The organism is Aquimarina latercula DSM 2041, from assembly GCF_000430645.1.
In the GTDB taxonomy this organism is placed as follows: domain Bacteria; phylum Bacteroidota; class Bacteroidia; order Flavobacteriales; family Flavobacteriaceae; genus Aquimarina; species Aquimarina latercula.
The window spans coordinates 37,933-61,599 of the sequence record NZ_AUMK01000013.1 but is presented as its reverse complement, the minus strand read 5'-3'; the positions used below and the strand labels follow the sequence as shown (position 1 = coordinate 61,599).

Here is a 23,667-nt window from a genome sequence, read left to right as displayed (position 1 = left end):
TAAAACCTTTTTAAAAATTTTATAATACGAACCTATAAGTAGCCTTAATCAAAAATGTGTTTTCTGGTTGCTGACCAAAAATCTGATTGTCTAAACTCCTAAAAAGATGATCTCCTGGATCACCCAAGCCATTAACTCCTTGTGACCATACAAGAAAAATCTCTGATCCTGGTATATACTCCCAACGTAAAACCAAATTCGATCGAAACTGTACAAAAGCAAAATCAGGATTATCAATAGTATAATCTATTACGCCATCTAAGTTTTCATCCACAGAGTATAAATCATCCGCAAAAGAAATTTGATTATCATTATACAATGTAACTCTCTCATTTAAATCCGAAGCAATAGGATTATTCACATAATTAAAATCTGTATAGGTACCTCTGGAAATAAATGGTTGTCCATAATATTGAATAGTAAGATTAGGGTTGATATTATAATTTAGACGAACACTTGCGCTTAATGTCTGCTGATCGATTCTAGCGGTTATATATCTTGGGGTACCTGCAAAATCTACTTCTGTTACATACTGAGTTTTATTAGGATTCCTCTCGAATTCTGGATTTAAGGAAATACTTAATGCATTAAATGGTTGGTATCTCATCCTTAACACATATCTATGAAAGGTAAAATTATTTTGTCTAGCGCCAGAATTAACATACCCCATAGTAAAATTAAACTTTTTCCTACTGTCCGAACCAAAAAACAGAAAGGCAAAATTCTCTTCAGAAAATCTCCAGCGAGGACCCCCTCTTAATACTGTGTTTGTATAAATTCTGGGCTTATGAGCTGCTCCTACTTCTGTCCACCAGTTATTTTTATAGTTAATAAAACCATTAAACTCATATTGAATTCTATTAAAATTTCCTTCAAAATCAAATGCCGAAGTTTGCTCAAAATTCAGATTTGCTCTTCTATAAAATTTAGTAGGTTTTAAAAACAAATATCTAACATTAGCAAATTGTCTGATATCATCAGCTTGCCTTAAAAACCCAACGTCATTTAACTCTAATTCTGGCGACCTCCAAAAAACCCCTCCGGTATACCTCCAATTTCCACCACCTGATTTACCACCGATAAGCTTACCGCCAGTACCCGTAAGTGAAGTTCTATTAGGATCTACTTTTACATGATCTGCATCTACTCTTTGAAAAAGATGTGTTAATTCATTTTGGGTCGCTTCTATGGCTTCTTTAGACCCTTCTACATGACTTGTTACTAAATTTCCTTCGACAAAATACTTTCTATCTTTCCAATTATGTCTAAAATCTAATCCTGCGGTATATGCTGATTTTCTTAAAAAATTTAGATTATTTTCTCTTAACCCAACTAATTCTGAAGTCTCATCGGTATTAGGATCTTCATAATCAATATTCAAAATATCACCGAGATTTCTATTCGTAGCCGTAAAAATACCTCCAATATACGTATTACGATCATTAAAATCTTTCTGAACTCTACCAACAAAATAATTTGTCAAAGGCTCTACAATAGTTTCGCGCCTGTTACCATCGGCGTCTTCTACTTTCGCTATTTCTCGCTGTGTTACACTTTCTAAGACTCCGATTGACCAACCATTCTTTGTTTTTCCACTAAACTTAGCAGCACCTAATATTGTTGTATTAGTTGGCCTATCAACAAACTCTGTATTAATAGGACTAGATCCTATAGAACCTTGTGGACTTCTTCCAATTCTTCTGGAATAAAAGACATTATCTTGACCATTCGCAAAACGATAATCAAAAATATTTTTATTCTCCACAAAAAACGGTCTTTGCTCTCTAAAAAATATCTGAAAACCATCCAATGCTATAGCCGCAGGATCTGCTTCTACTTGTCCAAAATCAGGATTCACCGTTAAATCCATTGTAAGATCATTAGTAATCCCAATTTTAGCATCTAATCCTCCATTCAATTTAAAATCATCTCCATCTCTAAAGGGGTTACCATCTTCTTCGGGGAAAGTGTCATATTGAGTAACAACAAACGGTTGAATCTCTAACTGTTTTTGCGGCTCTATATCAATTAATCCGTGTAACTCGCCAAACTCACTAACCCATCCAGGCGCATCCTGAGGTACTCGCTGCCATACAGATCGCTCTTCTTTTCTAAAAAATCTTCTGTTTACCTGTAAACCCCATATTTGTTCTTTACTCTTACCAAATTTTAATTGACTTAAAGGAATCTTAACCTCTGCTGTCCATCCTTGATCATCTATATTAGTTGCTGTATACCAGATAGGATTCCAACTACCATCCCAATTATTACCATTATCAGATATAAACTCATCTCCTTTTACACCTGCGGCAGTAATTGTAAAAGAGAAGCCTGTTCGTTTATCATGATAACTATCTAAATTAATTTCTACCCAATCTCCAGCAAAACCATCCCTTCTAGATAATCTCTTTTCTATTTTGTCGGGTTCTGTATCATAACATCTATAAGCGATATATAGGTATTTTTGATCATACAAAATTTTAAATTTTGTTTGTTGACTTGGAGGTGTATTCTCATCTGGCTCATTTTCAATAAAATCTCCAGACCATTCTACCAGATCCCAACTAGATTCTTCAATTAATCCATTAATTGTTGGTGCTTCTGAACCATTTAGAGGTTTCGTAGTATAAACTCTTTTTTTCACCACTGTAGAATCTTGAGCATTCGAAAACAGTGTAAAAAGAAGGAATCCTAGCACATGGATCGCGTACTTCATGTTGATTAGTTTTGTTGATTGATGTTTAATACAGGACATAAATTATGAATCTTTGTCACAGTTACTATCTATATTTAGTAAAAAATTAACACCAAAAAGATATTTTAAGTTTAAAACCCATAAAAAATCATCAGAAATTGATCTATCTGAAAACCAACGCATCATAGACACAAAATAATATCAATTACCTGTTTGCTATATAAATATATAATTGTACATTTGCACCCCTATTTTATATAGGAAAGGAATGTTTAATTAGTAAAATTAGTTAGTGTGGACACATTAAGTTACAAGACAGTATCTGCAAATAAGGCAACCGTTTCTAAGGAATGGTTACATATAGATGCTGAAGGACAGACTTTAGGACGTCTATCTTCTGTAGTAGCAATACTATTAAGAGGAAAGCATAAGCCTAACTTTACCCCACATGTTGATTGCGGTGATAATGTAATTATTACAAATGCCGAAAAAATCAATTTAACAGGAAAAAAGTGGACTGATAAATCGTATATCCGTCATACTGGTTACCCTGGAGGGCAAAGAAGTCTTACTGCTCAGGAGTTATTTGACAAAAACCCAGAGCGTTTAATCGAAAAAGCGGTAAAAGGAATGTTACCTAAAAACAAATTAGGAGCAGCTTTATTCCGTAATTTAAAGGTACATGCTGGAGCAGATCACAAGCAAGATGCTCAGCAACCAAAAACTATTAACTTAAAAGAATTTAAGTAATGGAAGTTATTCACAAAATTGGTCGTAGAAAAACGGCTGTAGCTCGAGTTTACCTTAAAGAAGGTTCTGGAAAAGTTACGATCAACAAAAAAGATCTTAACGATTACTTTCCTACCGCTACATTACAATACAAAGTGAACCAACCTTTTGCCCTAACAGACAATGAGGAAAAGTTCGATGTAAATGTAAACGTATATGGAGGTGGTATCACAGGACAGGCTGAAGCAATTCGTCTAGCAATATCTAGAGCGATGTGCGAGTTAGATCAAGAAAACAGAGCAACCCTTAAACCAGAAGGTTTATTGACAAGAGACCCAAGAATGGTAGAGCGTAAGAAATTCGGACAGAAGAAAGCTCGTAAGAAATTCCAGTTCTCTAAACGTTAATTTATTAAAACAGTATTTGTTGTTATCCCCGATTTTAGGGAGGTTAGTTTAGCATCTAAATATTCAAGGCCTTATCAAAAGCGATAGCCACTTGAATATTGCTAATTCAACAGAACGTAAACTATTACAAAAATGGCAAACAATATCGAAGTAAAAGACTTACTTGATGCAGGTGTACATTTTGGTCACCTGACAAGAAGATGGGATCCTAATATGGCACCATATATTTATATGGAGCGTAATGGAATCCACATCATCAATTTATACAAAACAGCTGCAAAGATTGACGAAGCAAGTGAAGCTTTAAAGAAAATCGCAGCATCTGGTAGAAAAATTCTTTTTGTTGCTACCAAAAAACAAGCAAAAGAAATCGTTGCTGAAAAAGCAGCAAAAGCAAACCAACCTTACATCACTGAAAGATGGCCTGGTGGAATGCTTACTAATTTCGTTACTATCCGTAAAGCCGTAAAGAAAATGGCTGCTATCGATAGAATGAAAAAAGATGGTACTTTCAACACATTATCCAAGAAAGAACGTTTACAAGTAGACCGTTTAAGAGCTAAATTAGAAAAGAACTTAGGCTCTATCTCTGATATGACTCGTCTACCTGGTGCATTATTTGTTGTAGATATTACTCGTGAGCATATTGCGGTAAAAGAAGCTCAGAAATTAAACATTCCAATTTTTGCAATGGTTGATACTAACTCTGATCCACGTCAGGTTCAGTATGTAATCCCTGCAAATGATGATGCTTCTAAATCAATCGACAAAGTAATGACTTATGTAAGTGATGCTATTATCGAAGGATTAAGTGAAAGAAAAGCTTCTAAAGAAGCTCCTAAAGCAGATGCTTCAGCAAAAGCTGAAAAAAAGGCACCTGCTAAAGCTGAAACTCCAGCAGCACCTGCTGTAGAAGCTCCAGCTAAAGTTGAGGAAGCTCCAGCAGTAGCTGAAGCAGCCAAGCAAGAAGAAGAATAAACATTCATTGATTGCTTTCAATCATTAAGAATCATATTATTAAAGAATAAGTTACAAAACTTAACTTTAATATAAATTAATGAGTCGTTTAGTTCTTTACTTTCACAATAGTAAAAACTAAGCGACTTGTTTTTTACACAAACACATTAAATATTTAAACGATATGGCAAAAATTACAGCCGCAGAAGTAAGTAAATTACGTAAAGCTACAGGTGCCGGAATGATGGATTGTAAAAAAGCACTTGTTGAAGCTGATGGAGATTTTGACAAAGCAATAAAAATCCTTAGAGAAAAAGGACAAAAAATAGCTGATAAAAGAGCTGACAGAGAATCTTCTGAAGGAGCAGTTATCGCAAAAGTTAATGACGCTAAAAATAAAGGTGTAATTGTTTCTCTTAACTGTGAAACTGATTTCGTAGGTAAAAACGACTCTTTTGTTTCTTTAGCAAAAGAATTAGCAGAATTAGCTCTTAACAGTTCTTCTAAAGAAGAATTATTAGCTGCTGATTTTAACGGAATGAGTGTTCAGGACAAGCTTATTGAACAAACAGGAGTAATCGGTGAAAAAATCGAAATTGGAGACTTTAAAGTTTTAGAAGCTCCTTTTGTAGGGTCTTATATCCACGGTAATAAAATTGGTGCTCTTACAGGATTATCTTCTAGCATTGATTCAGCAGAAGCTCTTGCTAAAGATATCTCTATGCAGGTTGCATCTATGGGTGCAACTACATTATCTTACAAAGATTTTGATCCAGAATTTGTAGCATCAGAAACTCAAGCTAGAATCGCTGCTATAGAGAAAGAAAATATTGAGCTTGGTAGACTTGGTAAAACATTAAAAAATGTTCCTCAGTTCATCTCAAGATCTCAGTTATCTGATCAAGTAATAGCTGAAGCTGAAGAAAAACTTAAAGCTGAACTTAAAGCAGAAGGAAAGCCAGAGCAAATTTGGGATAGAATCCTTCCTGGTAAATTAGAAAGATTTATTTCTGACAACACTACTCTTGATCAAGAGCAATGTCTTCTTGATCAAAACTTCATTAAAGATGAAAAGAAGACTGTTGGAGACTACGTAAAAACATTAGGCGATGTTTCTGTAGTAAGTTTCGAAAGAATCTCTCTATAGTCGAACACTAAAAATAAGGATTAATTTCCTGTGTTAAAAATCAAAAACCGCTTCGATTGAAGCGGTTTTTTCGTCATTTTTCGAAATACTTTCTAGTAGTTTCCGAAACATTTTCTTTAACATTTTGGACCCCTCCAAAATGCTACCCCAAAAAAGACTAACTCCCCAATCAGTCTAGAATACAAATCACACTTTCGTGAATTTGTAAGTTCAAAAAACGCTTCTTCACTATTTCAAAAATATTCCTCATCTCCCTCTGTTATGTTTTCCTTTGGCAAACCTATGACATTCTTAAAGACCAATCAATAGGGGCGTCAGGGGAAAAGAACCCTTTTTTATTAGTCATTCGATATTTACAATACTCTAAAGCTTTTATTTTTAGATTTACCTTTACTTAGTAAAGTATTTTCTAAATTAAGAATATCATTATATTTGCACCACAGTTCAAGCAAATGATGAAATACAACAGAATATTACTAAAATTATCAGGAGAAGCCCTGATGGGAGAACGTCAATACGGAATCGATCCTAAAAGACTAGCAGAATATGCTAACGAAATCAAACAGATAACTGATAGAGGTGTAGAAGTTGCCATTGTTATAGGAGGCGGTAATATTTTTAGAGGTGTTGCAGGAGCCAGCAAAGGTATGGACCGAGTGCAAGCCGATCATATGGGAATGCTTGCAACTGTAATTAATGGATTAGCATTACAAAGTGCTTTAGAAGATGCCGAAATTCCAACAAGGCTACAATCTGCAATAAAAATTAATGAAGTAGCTGAGCCGTTCATCAAAAGAAGAGCGATTAGGCATTTAGAAAAAGGAAGAGTTGTAATTTTTGGTGGAGGAACCGGTAACCCTTATTTTACTACAGATTCTGCAGCAGTATTAAGAGCTATAGAAATTAACGCCGATGTTATTCTTAAAGGAACAAGAGTAGATGGAATCTACACAGCAGATCCCGAAAAAGATTCTCAAGCCACTAAATTTGATTTTATTACATTTGATGATGTTTTAAGCAAGGGACTTAAAGTTATGGATACAACCGCCTTTACGTTAAGCCAGGAAAATGAATTACCTATCATAGTTTTTGATATGAATAAAACAGGAAATTTATTAAAGGTCATTTCTGGAGAATCTATCGGAACAAAGGTAAATCTGTAACAAGACAAAAAGTGGCTCGTTTTTTGATCAACTAAAAAAAGAAAAGAATTATATTACGATGAACGAAGAAGTAGATTTTATTCTGGATTCAACTAAAGAATCTATGCAGGGTGCTATCGCCCATTTAGAAAAACAACTAATTGTTATAAGAGCAGGAAAAGCATCACCAGCAATGCTTAGTGGTGTTATGGTTGAGTATTACGGAAATCCTACGCCATTAAACCAGGTAGGAAATGTAAATACACCAGATGCAAGAACAATTACGATCCAACCATTCGAAAAATCTTTAATTCAAGAAATCGAAAAAGCAATTTTGATAGCTAATCTTGGTTTTAATCCTATGAACAATGGAGAAAGCGTTATCATTAGTGTACCGCCTCTAACCGAAGAACGTCGTAGAGATTTAGTAAAACAAGCGAAAGCAGAAGCAGAAGACTCAAAAGTTGGTGTACGTAATGACCGTAAAAATGCCAACAATGAAATTAAAAAATTAGAAAAAGATGGTTTATCTGAAGATATGGCAAAAAATGCCGAATCAGATATTCAACAATTAACTGACAGTTACATCAAAAAGATTGATGAAATGTTATCAGTTAAGGAAAAGGAAATTATGACTGTATAATACTTTTTCAAAAACAATAGTATACAAAAGTGTTTTAAGAACAAAACACTTTTGTATATCTTCAATTACTATGAATCAAATCGGATAATGCAAAACAAACTCTTCTGTTTATTATTTTTTACTCATTTTGTTGTACTATCTCAAATTAGCATTACCGGAAAAGTAATTGATCAAAGCACCAACCAAGCATTACCGTTCGCTACGGTAAAAACGGATCATAATTCATATGCACTAACCTCATCGACTGGAGAATTCGTAATACGATGCGAAAGTTATCCAATAAACTTAACTGTTAGCTACATAGGGTACACTACCAAGAACTTCTCCATTAAATCAGAAGATATTGTTAAGGTAGAAATACAGCTTTCTCCTAAATCAGAAAATCTAGCAGCAGTAAAACTTGATATCCCAGGAAGCGTTGCTTCTAATATTATCAAACAAGCTATATCAAATAAAACAAAAAACAACCCTAACAAGGCATTAAAAAGTTATAGCTATAAAACTTATAATAAATTTAAAATTACTGAAGATAATCAGGCTACGTTTGAAACTCCGGACACTACAAAAGTAGATATGGAACGGATTTTTAATGACGCACATTCTTTTCTTTCAGAAAAAGTTAGCCTACATGAGTTTAATAAGGGGCGTGATGAAAAAGAAAGCGTTCTTGCTTCGAGAATGACAGGTTTTAACAAACCAGTTTACAATGTTCTAGGCATTAAAATTCAATCCAATTCGCTGTATAAAGAAAACTATGTAATCTTTAATAACAGATATGCTGGACCTTTATCCAATAGGGCCCTCAAAAACTATTATTATAAAGTTTTAGATACTACCCAAGGAAAAAGGCCTGCATACGTAATTCTATTCCAACCTAGAAGATCCAAAAGAATTGCCAGTTTAGAAGGTGTTTTATACTTAGACATGGAAACACTTGCTATCCAAAAGGCAGTAGCAGAACTAAGAGGAGAACTCAATGTCCTAGTAAATCACGATTTTAAATATGATCCAAAAGAAAAATTATGGTTTCCACTAAATCAAGAAGTTACCATAAGACCGGGGATCGGAAAACAGAAAGTAACTTTGTTTGGTGGACAAATATCTGTCGGTAGATTAGGGAATGACAAGAAAAGTTTTACCGGCAATAATGATTTTCTAATTTCAAAAACAGATTTCTTTGACTACAATACCAAAAAAGATGTCAAAATTAAACTGCAACAATCTGCTATAGAAATAGATCCTGAAGCCACTACCAGAGATGAAGATTATTGGAATAAATATCGAACAAGTGCAATTACAGCAAAAGATCTAAATTCTTTTTCAATAGTAGACAGTATTGTTCAAGCTCAAAATATTGAAAGAAGAATAGACGTTATTCAAAGTTTTAATATTGGGTATTATCCCGTTGGTTTTTTTGACTTTGACCTAACCTATCCTATAAAATATAATAATTTTGAAGGTTTACGTTTAGGAATCGGAGGTTTAACCAATGAGAAATTCTCTAAACGATTCCGCACCGAAGGATACTTAGTTTATGGATTTCGAGATGGAAGGTTTAAATTCGGTCTTGGCGGCGGTGTTTTACTTAATAAAGATTCAGGATCTTGGTTAAACATAAATTACACAGATGACCTCAAAGAAGTTGGAAGTTTCTTTTATCTAACCGACAGACGTGTTTATTCTTTATTTGAACCACGCTTAGTAAATATTGATTTTTATTATAAACACAGAACCTGGAGCACAAGCTTACAACATAGAATTTTACCTAAATTATTATCCGAAACTCAATTTTCTGTAAGTAACATTGATCAAACAGGAGGCTATACATATCTCAATAATGGTAATTCCTTCTCCAGCTACAAAACAGCAGAATCCACAATTGCACTTAGATGGAGTCCATTTAGTAAATTCTTAAAAACTCCTAGTGGATTTAAAGAAATACAAGATGGTTATCCAAAAATAACAGCTCAATACACCCAAGGATACAAAGGCGTATTTGATAGTGATTTTAACTATAGTAAAATTGGAGTCAAAGCGGAATACATTATTAACCGTCTTAATCAATCGAGCACTAGTTTACTTCTTGAAGCTGATATTGCCAGCGGAGATATCCCATTAACACATTTATACCACGCATATCCCAATGCCCCAACAAAAGAAACTATCTTTCAGAGGTTTTCTGTTGCAGGACGAAGAAGTTTTGAAACCATGTATTTTAGTGAGTTTTTTAGCGATAGATTAGCTACACTGCAGGTCAGACACCGATTAAGGCCTTTTAAAATAGCTAGTTGGCTAAAACCTGAAATGGTTTTAATAACTCGATACGCTATTGGAGATGTAAGTAATCGTGATAAGCACCAAGGAGTTAATTTCAATTCCCTACAGCAAGGATATCAAGAATCTGGATTCGAAATAAATAAGCTTTTTGCTGGCTTTGGGTTGAGCTTTGCCTATAGATATGGGGCATATCATTTACCAAAACTAGAAGACAATATCGCTTTTAAATTCACTTTTTACTTAAAGCTTTAACTCATTATTATTTATTCATTTTCTTTTGAATATTTTTTAAGTATTAAAACCTCAAATTCTTACATTTGCACAAGGAAAATAGAGAATGGCAAAGTTATTAACTTTCGGGTTTTGGAATACATTGGCTGGAATTATACTCCGTAATAGAGCAGCTATATTTATAATTATTATTGGAATTACAGTTTTTCTAGGTTTTCAATGGAAAAATATGCGATTTTCTTTTACAGAAGCAAATCTTCTTCCAGATGATCATGAGGTAAACATAAAGTATCAAGAATTTCTAGAGAAATTTGGTGATGAAGGCAACCTTATTGTTATGGCCGTAAATGATAGTTCTCTATTTACTCCAACAAAATTAAAGGCCTGGAATGATTTTAATAATTCATTCAAACAATATAGTGAGATTGACCTCGTGATTTCTGTAAGCGATCTAAAAACGCTTAAAAAGAAGGATAATCCAGCTAGATTCGAGCTAGTATCTTTTATAAAAGATAGTATTTATACAGATGAGAAAGTTTCTGCATATCAGCACGAACTCTTTAACAAATTACCTTTCTATGAAGGATTAATCTACAGCAACAAATCAAACACCATACAGAGTGCTATTTATTTAAACAAGGATATTGTTAATACAATTGTTCGAAAAAAGTTTATTGAAAATACTTTAAATCCAAAAATCAAAGAATTTGAAGAAAAATTCAATATGGATATAAAAGTATCTGGTATGCCATATATCAGAACTATGAATTCTCAAAACATCATGGATGAGATTCAAATATTCATTTTAGCAGCATTGCTAGTCACCTCCTTAATCTTCTTTTTCTTTTTTAGATCGTTTAGAGCCACTTTTATTTCGATGACAGCAGTTATCATAGGTGTTATGTGGGCATTTGGTCTACTAGGCTTATTAGAATACGAGATTACCGTTCTTACGGCAATTATCCCTCCTCTTGTAATCGTTATTGGAATTCCCAATTGTATTTTCTTAATAAATAAGTATCAACAAGAAATAAAAAAACACGGAAATAAAGCTAAATCATTACAACGTGTTATTACCAAAGTCGGGAACGCTACCCTAATGACCAACGTTACTACCGCAGCTGGTTTTGCAACCTTTGCTCTAACGGAGAGCAAACTACTAAAAGAGTTTGGTATTGTCGCTGCGCTAAACATTGTTGCACTATTCATATTATGCTTATTAGTAATAACCATTATTTACAGTTATATGCCTCAACCAAAAGAAAGGCATTTAAAACATCTAGGTAAGCGATGGGTAGAACGACTTGTAAACTGGATGGAACACGCTGTTAAAAATCGAAGAATCACTATATACACATCCTCTTTAATCATCCTTATAGCTAGCATAATCGGTATTTACACGATTAAAGTTTCCGGAAGTTTACTAGAAGACATGCCTAAATCGGCTGGGTTTTTCCAAGACATTCAATTTTTCGAAGATGAATTTGATGGTATCATGCCATTAGAAATATTAATCAACACAAAACGTAAGCAAGGGGTTCTAAAATTACCAACCTTACGTAGAATGGAGCAACTGAGCGAATTAATCGAAGAAACACCAGAATTATCTAAACCTATATCAATAGTCAATTTAGTAAAATACGCTAAACAGACTTATTATAATGGAAATCCAAAATACTATCAGTTACCAACAAGTCAAGAACGAAATTTTATTCTGCCTTATGCCAAAAGCTTTGAATCCGAAGCTGGAGCTATGAATAGTTATGTAGATTCAACAGGGCAATACGCCAGAATTACCACATTCATGAAAGATGTTGGAACTGAAGAAATGGAAAGAATAGAGGCCAATCTAGCACCAAAACTAGAAAAACTATTCCCAAAAGATAGATATGAAGTTACATTTACTGGTAAAGCTCTAATATTTCAGAAAGGAACCACCTATTTAGTTTGGAATCTTATCTTTTCATTAGGATTAGCAATTGTCTTGATCGCACTTTTTATGGCATGGATGTTTAGGTCATTTAAAATGATCATTATTTCCCTTATCCCAAACCTACTACCATTACTTATGACAGCAGGTTTAATGGGGTTTTTAGGAGTTCCAATAAAACCATCTACAATATTGGTTTTCAGTATTGCTTTTGGTATCTCTGTAGATGATACAATTCATTTCTTAGCTAAATACAGACAAGAATTAAAATCTAACCATTGGAGGATTCGTAAATCCGTTTTTGCTGCTTTAAAGGAAACTGGCGTAAGTATGTTTTACACATCCACAGTTTTATTCTTTGGATTTTCGGTATTTATGATCTCAAGTTTCGGTGGAACTAAAGCACTTGGAGGATTGGTATCTGCTACATTACTTTTTGCAATGTTAGCCAATCTTTTACTACTCCCTTCTTTATTACTTTCTTTAGAGCGAAGTATAGCAAATAAGAAAACCTTAAAAGAACCTGCTTTAAAAATTATCGCAAGTGATGAAGAACTTCTTGAAGAAGAAGAACAATAATATTGCTATAATTTAATCTAAAAAAAGAAGTCTCACTAGTAAACTAGCGAGACTCTGTGTAAGATAGATTACCCCAAAACCTATCGAACTAAACTTAACGTAAACACAATCGTCATAATTGCATATGCAATATACATCCCCTTTTTGTATTTTGAAACCCATTCATGGGGGGGAATTCCCCCTTTCGATAAAATAAACAAAGGTTTAACTTTTTTTTTGTAATCCAAAATTGGATTAAAAAACCATAATCACTTTGTAACTAAATACTTAAAAAAAAATATTTTGTAAGAATTTTTCACCTTCTTTTTGAAAAAAGCAATAAAAAAAACTATTTTTTCCCCAAAAAACTATACTTTTACGGTTTTTACATAGAATTCATCTAGAAAAAACCGTCGGATTATATAATCGCTTAAAATCACTCTATTTTTGTTATCACAAAAAAATGAAATTCAAGATCTATAGAATTTAAGTATTTTTTGAAGAGTAAGACTATGCATCAATTCGATTAAAAATTTATCTTTGCTACCTTGAATTTTTTAACGGATAATCTGGAATAAATTCAAATTTAGGTAGTTCCCTAAAAAGTATAGAAATAAAAAGTAACGCAACTATATTATTAAATAGATAATATTGATTGTGTATTGCATCCAATAGATGTAAAACATACAAAAATAAGATTGATGAAACATACTAAAGTAATAGACGTACTACAAAGTGATCAGCTATTGCAGCCTGTCTGTGTAAAAGGATGGGTTCGTTCTTTTCGTAATGATCGTTTTATAGCGATAAATGACGGATCAACAATTAAAAATATTCAATGCGTAATTGAAGATAATACAATAGATGCTTCGATTATAGAAAAAATAAATATCGGCGCTGCACTTTCAATTACTGGTACGTTAACAGAAAGTGAAGGTAAAGGCCAACGTGTAGAAATAAAAGCTACAAGTATTGAAATTGAAGGCGAAGCTGATTCTGAAGAATTAAAACTAACTATCCTTTCTCCTAAACGTCATAGTTTAGAAAAATTAAGAGAGCAAGCTCATCTTAGGATTCGTACCAATACATTCGGAGCAATTATGCGCATGCGATCGAAACTATCGTTCGCTATTCACGAGTATTTTCAAAAAAATGACTTCTATTATGTACATACTCCTGTAATTACTAAAAGTGATGCAGAAGGAGCAGGAGAAGCTTTTAAAGTAACGAACCTTGATCTTAACAACATCCCAAAAGATGGAAATGGCGAAGTAGATTACAAACAAGATTTCTTTGGAGGAGAAACAAACCTTACAGTATCTGGTCAATTAGAGGCAGAAACTTACGCAATGGGATTAGGTCAGGTGTACACTTTTGGACCTACATTTAGAGCAGAGAATTCTAATACTTCTCGTCATCTTGCAGAATTTTGGATGGTAGAACCTGAGGTTGCTTTTTGTGATTTAGATGGTAATATGGATCTAGCAGAAGATTTTATAAAATATGTTATTCAATTTGTTTTAGATAACTGCCAAGACGACCTTGCATTTTTAGAAGAACGATTAGTTCAGGAAGATAAACAAAAACCTCAAGCGGAAAGAGCAGAAATGCTACTTAGAGATAAGTTAAAATTTGTTTTGGAGAATAATTTTAAGCGAGTTAGTTATACTGAAGCTATTGAAATATTAAAAAACTCTAAACCTAATAAGAAAAAGAAATTTAAATTTCCAATTAACGAATGGGGTGCAGATTTACAAAGTGAACACGAACGTTTTTTAGTTGAAAAACATTTTAAATGTCCAGTAATATTATTTGATTACCCAGCTGATATTAAATCTTTTTATATGAGACTTAATGAAGATGGAAAGACAGTGAGAGCAATGGATATTTTATTCCCAGGAATTGGAGAGATTGTAGGAGGTTCTCAGCGTGAAGAAAGACTTGATGTGCTTAAAGAAAAAATGGCAGCTTTAAATATCCCTGAAGAAGAATTATGGTGGTATTTAGACACACGTCGTTTTGGAACTTGTAAACACAGTGGTTTTGGACTAGGTTTCGAAAGACTTGTATTATTTGTTACTGGAATGGGTAATATTCGTGATGTAATACCTTATCCAAGGACTCCATTAAATGCAGAATTCTAAAAACATAGTTTAATTTCTATGTTTCTTTAATAAAATCTCAGAAATTAGATCATAAATCACCTTTTGATTACCATCTAGTTCCTGAGATTTATTTTTTGCTTTTTGAATTTTTTCGTAATGTGGGACCTTTCCTGTTTCTGCCAATAACCTCATTGCATCCTCAAAAAAGTCATCCAAAATAGGCATTACGTACTCACTTGCGGTATTAGTATCCCTAAGTCGAATAAACTTCTTTGTATACGCCAAAAACATCTGGGGATACTTCGCAAAAGTAATAATTGCTTCCGTAAAATTTTTCTTGACCTCCTCAGAGGTAACCGAATTTCTAAATTTTAATTTTGTGTTATCAATATGCTTTAGAGTATACAGAAGTGCACTTTCTTTTATAAAATTACCATAATCATTTACAGAGTAATAATAAATCTCCATACCGACATTGGTATTTATTATTAATACTTCATCTCCAATACTATCTTTTAGAAACGACTGAAAAGTAGCTACAGTGGATGAAGACATTAACAAACGCCTTTTTATATCGGTAGAACGAATATTAACGGATTTTATATATTGTACAACTGAATTAATACTCATTAAATTACATTCGATAATTCTGAAAAATCAATTCCCTGATTCTCAGCATGCATTGCTGCAGTATATCCATTATTATCCTTAACACCAACGTCTGCTCCATTTTGAATCAACAATTTTATAATTTCTTTCTGACCAAAAGTTGCTGCAAATATTAAAGCGGTTGCATCATTATAACTTTTGATATTAACATCAGCACCTGAAGAAATCAATAGTTCTGCAATATCATAATGCCCTTTAAAACAAACACCCATTAAAGCGGTGTTTCCAGAAGCATCTTGTTCGTCTATATTTGGATTATAACTAATAATAAGTTTAACAATATCCAGAAAACCGTAATAAGTAGACAACAAGAGAGGCGTAGATCCTCTTTGGTCTTTTGTGTTAACCAAACTACCATCTTTAGCAAGAAAGGTTCGAACACTTTCTAAATTCTGTGATCTGATCGCATCAAAAATTGTATCCATTGAAATAAAGTTGCAATAATTTTAACAAATAAGCCAAATACGCTTAATAACAACTGAAGATATCAAAAAAAATATCAGCAACATTCTAATTAGGAGAAATTTATAATTTACAAGGCAAAACTTAGGCTAAAATCTATTTTTAAAATGACTCTCTATTGTTTCTATATATTCTATATGCACTATTTGACTCCTATTAATCCTAAAAAACTTTTTAGGGTTTATCTGATCAGTTAAAACTCCTATTTTTTCTAAAATCGGGTGAGTTTTACCTGATGAATCAGTCGCTACACAAAAATTCCAAAAAGCTACTATCAAACTTACATCGACAACATTTAACAACTGAATACCTTTAGCACTTTTTATAATGAACCGCCAGTTATACTAATTTTACATATATTTAATTGCTGATCTTAATATATTTTTAAAATCAGAAATGTTATCATTTAGAAATTTTTCTCCTTCCAAAACAGAATGGGATCAATAATGAAAAATAGATTCTAAAATAAAAAAGAGGAGCATTCACTCCTCTTTTTTATTTACGTGTTATGAATAAAATAATTATCCTAATTTTTCTTTCATCCTAAATAATTCTTGTTCGATCATTTGCAACTTACCTTCCATACCATCTGCAAATTCAGGAATACGTTTGCAAAACACATAGCGTACTCGCCACATTTCTTTTATTTCTGAAATCGGATACTCGTCATCCTCAATGTTTTTATGATCTGCGCGTAATACCACGCTATTTTTAGTAATATATAATCTTCTAAAGATTAATTTCGAGTCCGTTAAAGCAACTACCAAAGTTCCATTATTCAATTTCTTAATAACATCTGATGGTACTTTTTCTCCAATCACGATATCTTTTGGATAAAATCCTTGATCATGATTAGTCATTTCTAAATTCAATACGGTATACCCTCTAAAAACCTTAGCTGGATTTAACGGTAATTGAATCGTAGGAAGCTCTTTTATAAAATTATCTTTATTATATAATGATATATACTCCCCAGATGTACTTTCAGTAATACAAGGAATTAGTGCAAACTGTTCACGTTTCACATCTTCTGCGTATGTAGTTAGATCTCCCTTAAACTTTAAAAGCTCATTTACGGTCAGTTCACTAGTTAGCAACTTATCTATTTCAATGCTAAAATAATTAGCTATTTTAATAATCGTATCTATCTTCGGTTCACTCCTACCTTCCTCATAAGCCCCTAAAGTGCCTCTTTTTAAGTCGAAAAGCTCCGCAAAAGCTTGCTGACTTAAACTTTTTACACTTCTAATTTTTTTAATATTTTTTCCAAAAAATGACATTTTTGCTAATTTTATTTGCAATTATAAAAATTTATCGTACTTTTACACTAACAATATTAGCTAATATATTTAATAAATGCTAATTTTAGTAGAAATACTTTTAATAAGTGTATTGATTTTGGGCAAAATCAAAAAACATACTAAAAATTTTAGCAAATAACTAATTCATTAATCATAAAAAATAACATACCCATGATATCCGCAGTGCAATACATTGTCAATTTAGCCGTCGATATAGTAGAAAAGTTATCGTACTTTTTGTAATATTGATATAAGGTCAGAAACAAGAAATAAATTACTAATAATCAATCAAAACAACCATCACATGCAAGATCACTTCCAACTGGTGAAAGATTACTTATTGAAACTTAATTTTAACATTATTCACGAAAATAGTGGCGATGGAATTATTATGATCAGTAAAGAAAATGAAGGAATTAAAAATCTAATTATTGGTGTCGCATTACCAATTTTGATTATTGAACAACATATTTTCAATATAAAAAACAAAAACGAACTAGTATACCGCAGTTTACTTCAAAAAAACAGGGATATCGTTCACGGAGCATTTGTTCTGGATGAAACTGGAGAAAAAGTAATCTTTAGAGATACCCTACAGTTAGAAAACTTGGATTTAAACGAATTAGAAGGAACCCTAAATTCTTTAAGTCTACTATTAAGTGAATACTCGCAACAAATTATAAATTTTTCAAAATATTAATATTATGAACTTTTTCAAAAGACTATTTAAAATAGGTGAAGCAGAAGCACATTCTGCTATAGATAAGATGGAAGATCCAATCAAAATGACTGAACAAGGAATCCGAGATATGAAGGTTGATCTCGAGAAAAGTCTAGAAGCTTTAGCACAAGTAAAAGCTTTAGCTATTCGATCTAAAAATGATACCGAAGAGTTTGCTGCAAAAGCTGAAGATTATCAGCAAAAAGCTATGCTTATTCTTAAAAAAGCACAAAGTGGAGATTTAGAAAGTGCAGAGGCCGATCGATTAGCAAAAGAAGCATTGATTAAAAAGGAAGAATCTTTACAACATGTAACTCGTGGTAAACTTGAAACCGAAAAATTTGATAGTTCTGTATCTCAATTAGAAAAGAATGTAGGCGAGATTAAACAGAACATAAGCAAATGGGAAAATGAGTTAAAAACGCTAAAAGCAAGAGTAAAAGTGTCTGCTGCCACTAAAAATGTGAATAAACAAATGGCAGAAATCGATAGCTCTAGTACAGTTTCTATGTTAGAAAGGATGAAGGATAAGGTAAATCAAGAAGAAGCGTTAGCAGAAGCTTATGGAGATATTGCCAATGCATCAAAATCTATTGATGAAGAACTTGACAAAGCAGTTGATATCACAAAAACAAATGCAGAAGATGATTTAGCGAAGCTAAAAGAGCAATTAGGTCTGAATGATAAAAAGAAATAGAAGTGATTAATAATCAGCTACTTTTAGTCTAATCAGCAAAGTATTAACAAAAAAACTAATAAATCATGGTAACATCTACGACAGAAAAGATACCTAATAAAGAAGTAATTCAAATTTTAGGAATAGCAAGAGGAAGTACAGTGAGAGCAAGAAATATTGGTAGAGATGTTTTTGCAGGGCTAAAAAACATAGTTGGTGGTGAAATTGAAGAGTACACCAAATTGCAAGCACAATCTAGAGAGCAAGCATTACAGCGAATGAATCAAGATGCGCAACGATTGGGAGCAGACGCAGTTATTAATGTTAGACTCACAACCTCAATGGTAATGCAAGGAGCATCGGAAATCTTAGCGTATGGGACAGCAGTAAAACTTAAATAATTGGGTTATGGAAGCACTATTTGTAATACTGTTTTGGGCATTCATCATAGTAACCCTGGTATGTTTAGCGATTAGAAGAATTAAGATATATCAAACGGAAGATTTTGAAAAGAGGGATAACTAAAGAACTATTAATTAACTAAACAACTAAAACATTGAAAGAATTAGTAGAAATAGCTTTTTCGCCGGTTAATATTGGACTAACAATTTTTGTAATTGTTCTAATTCTTTATTGGATTCTCACCATCCTATCTGGCTTAGACTTTGATCTAGATTTTGATGTGGAAGTTGACATTGATGTTGATGCAGATATAGATATTGATGCGGACACAACATTAGACTCAGGAAATGTTTCAATTGATGATTTTGCTAACGCAGAGTTGAAGAAAGAAACCGTTGTTGGAGGAAGAAGACGAAAACTAAAATGGTGGCAAATCATTTTAGTCTATTTCAACTTCGTAGAACTTCCTTTTATGTTCACTTTTACCTTCTGGATATTTAGCTGGTGGTTTTTAACTTTTATCTCTACATATTACACTAATACATATGCAAATAACATTGGTATTATACTCTTTATAGCAATGATAATACCGGCTTTGTTTATAACCAAAATAGGAACATCTCCATTTAAAAGCTTCTTTAAACATTTAAACAGAAAAGGGGAAGAATCTTTGGATCTTTTAGGAAGAATTGGAGTATTACAAAATAAAATTCAAGGAGATAAAATCGGTACGGTTAAAGTCAGAATAGACTCAAGTCCCATCAAAGTTGACGTTAAATCTATTGACGGTAAATTAATCGATGCTGACGAAAAAATTATAATAATAGATCATAAAAAAGAAGAAAACATTTATCTAATTCAATCAAACAAAACCATTAACATATGATAACACTAATCACAGGAATAAACATTGTCGTTGGAATAGTAGTTGGGATACTATTTTTATTTATCGTTTTCATTGCAATTATAGCAATGTTTTATAGGAAAATACCACAAGGAGAAGCTATAGTTAAAACTGGATTTGGAGGAACAGCTGTAGCATTTGACAAGGGGATGTATATAATACCGGTACTTCATAAGGTGGAAATCATGGACATCTCAGTAAAAAAAATTGAGATAGATAGAATGGGAGCTGATGGACTTGTTTGTAAGGACAATTTAAGAGCAGATATTAAAGTGGCATTCTTCATAAGTGTTAACAAATCAAAAGATGATATTATTGAAGTAGCGCAAACAATAGGGTGCGAAAGAGCATCTAATATTTCTACTTTAGAAGAGTTATTTGGTGCTAAATTCTCTGAAGCACTAAAAACGGTAGGAAAAAAATTCAACTTTGCTGATTTGTATGAAGCAAGACTTGAATTTAGAGATGAGATCAAAGAACTTATACGAAAAGATTTGAATGGGTATTTTCTAGATGATTGCGCAATTGATTACTTAGAACAAACACCTGTAGAATTCTTAAAGCCTGACAACATTCTGGATGCAGAAGGTATCAAAAAGATTACAGAATTAACAGCTGCTCAGAATGTAAAATCTAACCTCATCAAACGTGATGAAGAAAAAGTAATCCGCAAACAAGATGTAGAAGCTCGTGAGGCTATCTTAGAATTAGATAAACAATTAGCCGAAAAAGAAGAACAACAACGAAGAGAAATCGCCAACATCAAATCTCGTGAAGAAGCAGAAATACTAAAAGTGTCAGAAGAAGAACGTTTAAAATCAGAAACTGCACGTATTGCTACAGAAGAAAAAGTAAAAGTTGCCGAAGAAAATATGCAGCGCCAGATCATCGTAGCAGAAAAAAACAAACAGCGTACTGATGCCGTAGAAACGGAAAGAGTAGAAAAAGATAGAATGTTAGAGGCTACAGAACGCGAGCGTATCGTAACCTTGGCTCAGATCGAAAAGGAAAAAGTAGTAGAAGTTGAAAAGAAAAACATTCAAGATGTAATTCGTGATCGTGTTACCTTAGAAAAAGGTGTGGTAGAAGAGCAAGAAAACATGAAAGATATAGAGGCTTTTAAAACTGCTGATCGTGAGAAACAAGTAAAAATTACTATAGCAGAAGCGAATGCAGAAGAAGCATTGATTACTACAATCAAAGCTGCTGAAGCGCAAAAAGAAGCAGCTAAGCAAAAAGCAGAAGAAATTAATATCGAGGCACAAGCACAAAAAGAAGCTAGTGAAAAAGAAGCTGAAGCTCGTAAAACACTTGCTGAAGCAACTGCCAAAGAAGAAGCGACTATTGGTATGTCTGAAGCACAAGTAATGCATGCAAAAGCAGATGCTAACGAACGTCAAGGATTAGTAGAAGCAAATATTATAGAGAAAAAAGCGAAGGCTGAAGCGGCTGGTATATTAGCTAAAGCTGAAGCAATCAAGGAAGAAGGATTAGCAGAAGCTGAAGTAATTAAAGAAAAAGCAATTGCAGATGCTGCCGGAATCGAAGAGAAAGCAGAAGCTATGAAAAAACTTGATGGTGTTGGTAAAGAACACGAAGAGTTTAAATTGCGATTAGACAAAGAATTACAAGTAGACTTGGCTGAAATAAACATCCAGAAAGAAATTGCAGATGCACAGGCAGAAGTAATCGGAGAAGCACTTAAAGCTGCTAACATCGATATTGTAGGTGGAGAAACTATGTTCTTTGATCAAATAGTTGGTCAAATAACTAAGGCCAAAGGATTTGATAGACTGGTAAAACACTCTGATAATATTCAGGATGTAAAAGATGCTATTTTAGGAAGTGATGATGTAAAAGGAAATCTTTTAGAAAAAGTAAAAGAATTTGCTACCAAATACGGAGTATCATCAAAAGATATCAAAAACCTTACAATCGCTAACATTTTGATGGATCTAAAACAGAAATCTAGCAATGAAGAAGAAAACACTTTATTCAGTAACCTGTTTAATCTAGCAAAAGGACTAGGGTTATCAGACCAGAAATTGAAATAACATTCATAAAAATTCTCCTCCCTTATTTGGAGGAGAATTAAATCCGCTTAAATGTGGAAATAAAACAGTAGGAATCTGCAATACTTTATGAATACCATCATAAATACATTTTTAGACCCATAAAAGTCAATCCCAGAAAGTCTCGAACTCCCTTTGGGGTAGCGAGTGATTGACTAGATGGGATTTGTTTAACTTTTAAATACGGTTTAATTATGAGCATAGCAGCCATGGTTGCTTCGATTAAGTTTAATGATCGAAGAAATAGAAGAGAAGCCTTTAGTAATATAAGCGGCACTATAGACACCAAAAGTCAAGGCATTAAAATAGAACCCGTTTCTGAAGAAACTTTGAAAGAAATCAGAGATAAGCTAAAAAAACAAAGATTAACAGTTTTTAAAAAGCAATTAATAGTTTCTGTGTTTTTGGTAGTTCTTATTACATCCTTCATAATATACATAGTTTAGTTATGGGAGGATATGGCCATAACTTAAGCAATCTTCTTAAAAACAGTAGAAGAAAAGAACGAAAAGCCTATGATGGATGGACAGAAAGTGACGAAGAAAGTCAAGCGATCAAAGTAGAACCTATTTCTGAAGAACAATTGCAAGAAATTAGAGATAAATTAAAAAAACAACGACAAGCACTATTTAGAAGAAGATTGATTGGTTTTGGGTTGATAATGCTTTTGGTTGTTGGAATTATAGTTTATACATCTATTTAAAAGATAAAATTATGAACAAAAAATTTATAGGATTAATAGCAGTTTTATTAATGGCAATTGGAGTTTTAGCATTCAACACCTATTATAAAAAAGAAGGGTTGATAAAAAATGGCACTAGCACAATCGCGGTAATAGAAAAAATTTCGACAAACAAAATTGACAATGAATTCTCACCCACTGTAGAGAATATTCATGTCAAATATAAATACACAATTAAGAATAAAGATTATACGAAAACACAGGAGATTTCAAGACATGAACACGATTTGTATTTCTCTAAAACTGGTAAAATAGGAGATTCTGTTATGATAATCTATGATTCTGAAAAACCTACGAATTCTAGAATTGAAAAAATTAAACTCAAGAAATAGTTTTGTAAACTCAGCGTGACATCGGAACTAAAGATTAAATAAAAATCTTTACAAAAATAAGAGATATGAGAACTGACATTCATTATACAGAGAAGCAAAAGTTTAGCCAATCTTGGTTATGGCTGTCAATACTCGTTTCTGGAATCGTAGCTTTACTCTATCTATTTAATAACAAAGATGTAGGAACTACTACCCTTGTAATCACTGCTTCCTCTTTTGCATTAGTAATTTTAATTTTTGCTTTAATGAAGTTAGAAACGCAAATAAAAAATGACGGAATTTACATCCGATTTTTTCCATTTCATATTAAATTCATACAGTATGATTGGGGTAGTATTAAACAATTATATATTAGAAAATATGACCCAATATATGAATATGGTGGATGGGGAATAAGAATGAATATTAGAGGAAAAGGCAAAGCCTTTAATATTTCTGGAAATATAGGATTACAATTGGAATTCCTAAACAACAAAAAATTATTAATAGGTACCAATAAACCTGAGAAACTTTCTGAAGCTTTGAAAAAAATTGGCAAACTTTAATCGACGCTAAAAACACGTAG

The 23,667-nt window shown here is 32.7% G+C and carries 23 protein-coding genes; 18 read left to right on the top strand and 5 right to left on the bottom strand.

Going from position 1 to position 23,667, the window contains the following annotated elements:
- Nucleotides 1–19: 19 nt before the first annotated feature.
- Nucleotides 20–2,716, bottom strand: coding sequence for a DUF5916 domain-containing protein (locus H526_RS0113085; RefSeq protein WP_027393418.1), 2,697 nt, complete (start codon nt 2,714–2,716; stop codon nt 20–22).
- 273 nt (nt 2,717–2,989) lie between these two features.
- Here H526_RS0113085 and rplM point away from each other — a divergent pair, with 273 nt between their 5' ends.
- The 9 genes from rplM (at nt 2,990) to asnS (ending at nt 14,860) form a co-directional block, all read left to right on the top strand.
- A complete protein-coding gene (gene rplM, locus H526_RS0113075) occupies nt 2,990–3,445 on the top strand; it encodes a 50S ribosomal protein L13 (RefSeq protein WP_027393417.1) in 456 nt (151 codons plus the stop codon).
- The gene (gene rpsI / locus H526_RS0113070; RefSeq protein ID WP_027393416.1) at nt 3,445–3,831 is read left to right on the top strand and encodes a 30S ribosomal protein S9; all 387 of its coding nucleotides are present in this window, start codon (nt 3,445–3,447) and stop codon (nt 3,829–3,831) included. Before rplM ends, rpsI begins: the two co-directional genes overlap by 1 nt.
- A 132-nt stretch (nt 3,832–3,963) precedes the next feature.
- A complete protein-coding gene (gene rpsB / locus H526_RS0113065; RefSeq protein WP_027393415.1) occupies nt 3,964–4,809 on the top strand; it encodes a 30S ribosomal protein S2 in 846 nt (281 codons plus the stop codon).
- A gap of 163 nt (nt 4,810–4,972) precedes the next feature.
- On the top strand, nt 4,973–5,935 hold the full coding sequence (gene tsf, locus H526_RS0113060; RefSeq protein ID WP_027393414.1) for a translation elongation factor Ts: 963 nt from the start codon (nt 4,973–4,975) through the stop codon (nt 5,933–5,935).
- Nucleotides 5,936–6,390: 455 nt separating this feature from the next.
- On the top strand, nt 6,391–7,098 hold the full coding sequence (gene pyrH, locus H526_RS0113055) for a UMP kinase (RefSeq protein WP_027393413.1): 708 nt from the start codon (nt 6,391–6,393) through the stop codon (nt 7,096–7,098).
- A gap of 58 nt (nt 7,099–7,156) precedes the next feature.
- Nucleotides 7,157–7,720 (top strand): ribosome recycling factor, encoded by a 564-nt coding sequence (gene frr, locus H526_RS0113050; protein WP_027393412.1) that lies wholly within the window; start codon nt 7,157–7,159, stop codon nt 7,718–7,720.
- A gap of 87 nt (nt 7,721–7,807) precedes the next feature.
- A complete protein-coding gene (locus tag H526_RS0113045; RefSeq protein WP_027393411.1) occupies nt 7,808–10,249 on the top strand; it encodes a DUF5686 family protein in 2,442 nt (813 codons plus the stop codon).
- Nucleotides 10,250–10,334: 85 nt separating this feature from the next.
- Complete coding sequence (locus H526_RS0113040; RefSeq protein ID WP_027393410.1) at nt 10,335–12,737, top strand: efflux RND transporter permease subunit; 2,403 nt, start codon at nt 10,335–10,337, stop codon at nt 12,735–12,737.
- 680 nt (nt 12,738–13,417) lie between these two features.
- Nucleotides 13,418–14,860, top strand: a complete 1,443-nt coding sequence (gene asnS, locus H526_RS0113035; RefSeq protein ID WP_027393409.1) for an asparagine--tRNA ligase — start codon at nt 13,418–13,420, stop codon at nt 14,858–14,860.
- A 9-nt stretch (nt 14,861–14,869) separates the two neighbouring features.
- Here asnS and H526_RS0113030 read toward each other — a convergent pair whose 3' ends face one another.
- From H526_RS0113030 to H526_RS0113015, 4 genes are all read right to left on the bottom strand, one after another.
- Nucleotides 14,870–15,451 carry a hypothetical protein gene (locus H526_RS0113030; protein WP_027393408.1) on the bottom strand — a complete coding sequence of 194 codons (582 nt, stop codon included), beginning with the start codon at nt 15,449–15,451 and terminating at the stop codon, nt 14,870–14,872.
- Nucleotides 15,451–15,915 carry an ankyrin repeat domain-containing protein gene (locus H526_RS0113025; protein WP_027393407.1) on the bottom strand — a complete coding sequence of 155 codons (465 nt, stop codon included), beginning with the start codon at nt 15,913–15,915 and terminating at the stop codon, nt 15,451–15,453. Before H526_RS0113025 ends, H526_RS0113030 begins: the two co-directional genes overlap by 1 nt.
- 126 nt (nt 15,916–16,041) lie before the next feature.
- Nucleotides 16,042–16,230 (bottom strand): LytTR family transcriptional regulator DNA-binding domain-containing protein, encoded by a 189-nt coding sequence (locus H526_RS32650; protein WP_027393406.1) that lies wholly within the window; start codon nt 16,228–16,230, stop codon nt 16,042–16,044.
- Between the two features lie 243 nt (nt 16,231–16,473).
- Nucleotides 16,474–17,232, bottom strand: coding sequence for a helix-turn-helix domain-containing protein (locus tag H526_RS0113015; protein WP_027393405.1), 759 nt, complete (start codon nt 17,230–17,232; stop codon nt 16,474–16,476).
- 325 nt (nt 17,233–17,557) lie between these two features.
- On the opposite strand from H526_RS0113015, the gene H526_RS0113010 reads away from it, so the two are divergent.
- The 9 genes from H526_RS0113010 (at nt 17,558) to H526_RS32355 (ending at nt 23,647) form a co-directional block, all read left to right on the top strand.
- Entirely contained in the window at nt 17,558–17,953 is a 396-nt protein-coding gene (locus H526_RS0113010; protein ID WP_027393404.1) for a type III secretion system chaperone family protein, read from the top strand.
- Between the two features lie 4 nt (nt 17,954–17,957).
- The gene (locus H526_RS0113005; RefSeq protein WP_027393403.1) at nt 17,958–18,671 is read left to right on the top strand and encodes a PspA/IM30 family protein; all 714 of its coding nucleotides are present in this window, start codon (nt 17,958–17,960) and stop codon (nt 18,669–18,671) included.
- Between the two features lie 65 nt (nt 18,672–18,736).
- Nucleotides 18,737–19,051: a YbjQ family protein gene (locus H526_RS0113000; RefSeq protein ID WP_027393402.1), complete on the top strand. Its 315-nt coding sequence runs from the start codon at nt 18,737–18,739 to the stop codon at nt 19,049–19,051.
- A gap of 155 nt (nt 19,052–19,206) precedes the next feature.
- Entirely contained in the window at nt 19,207–19,938 is a 732-nt protein-coding gene (locus H526_RS0112995) for a hypothetical protein (RefSeq protein ID WP_027393401.1), read from the top strand.
- Complete coding sequence (locus tag H526_RS0112990; protein WP_211237837.1) at nt 19,935–22,010, top strand: flotillin family protein; 2,076 nt, start codon at nt 19,935–19,937, stop codon at nt 22,008–22,010. Before H526_RS0112995 ends, H526_RS0112990 begins: the two co-directional genes overlap by 4 nt.
- 212 nt (nt 22,011–22,222) lie before the next feature.
- A complete protein-coding gene (locus tag H526_RS0112980) occupies nt 22,223–22,474 on the top strand; it encodes a hypothetical protein (protein WP_155839690.1) in 252 nt (83 codons plus the stop codon).
- A gap of 2 nt (nt 22,475–22,476) precedes the next feature.
- Nucleotides 22,477–22,731 (top strand): hypothetical protein, encoded by a 255-nt coding sequence (locus H526_RS0112975; protein WP_027393398.1) that lies wholly within the window; start codon nt 22,477–22,479, stop codon nt 22,729–22,731.
- 11 nt (nt 22,732–22,742) lie between these two features.
- Nucleotides 22,743–23,102 carry a DUF3592 domain-containing protein gene (locus tag H526_RS0112970; RefSeq protein ID WP_027393397.1) on the top strand — a complete coding sequence of 120 codons (360 nt, stop codon included), beginning with the start codon at nt 22,743–22,745 and terminating at the stop codon, nt 23,100–23,102.
- 65 nt (nt 23,103–23,167) lie between these two features.
- Nucleotides 23,168–23,647 carry a hypothetical protein gene (locus H526_RS32355; protein ID WP_027393396.1) on the top strand — a complete coding sequence of 160 codons (480 nt, stop codon included), beginning with the start codon at nt 23,168–23,170 and terminating at the stop codon, nt 23,645–23,647.
- Nucleotides 23,648–23,667 lie beyond the last annotated feature (20 nt).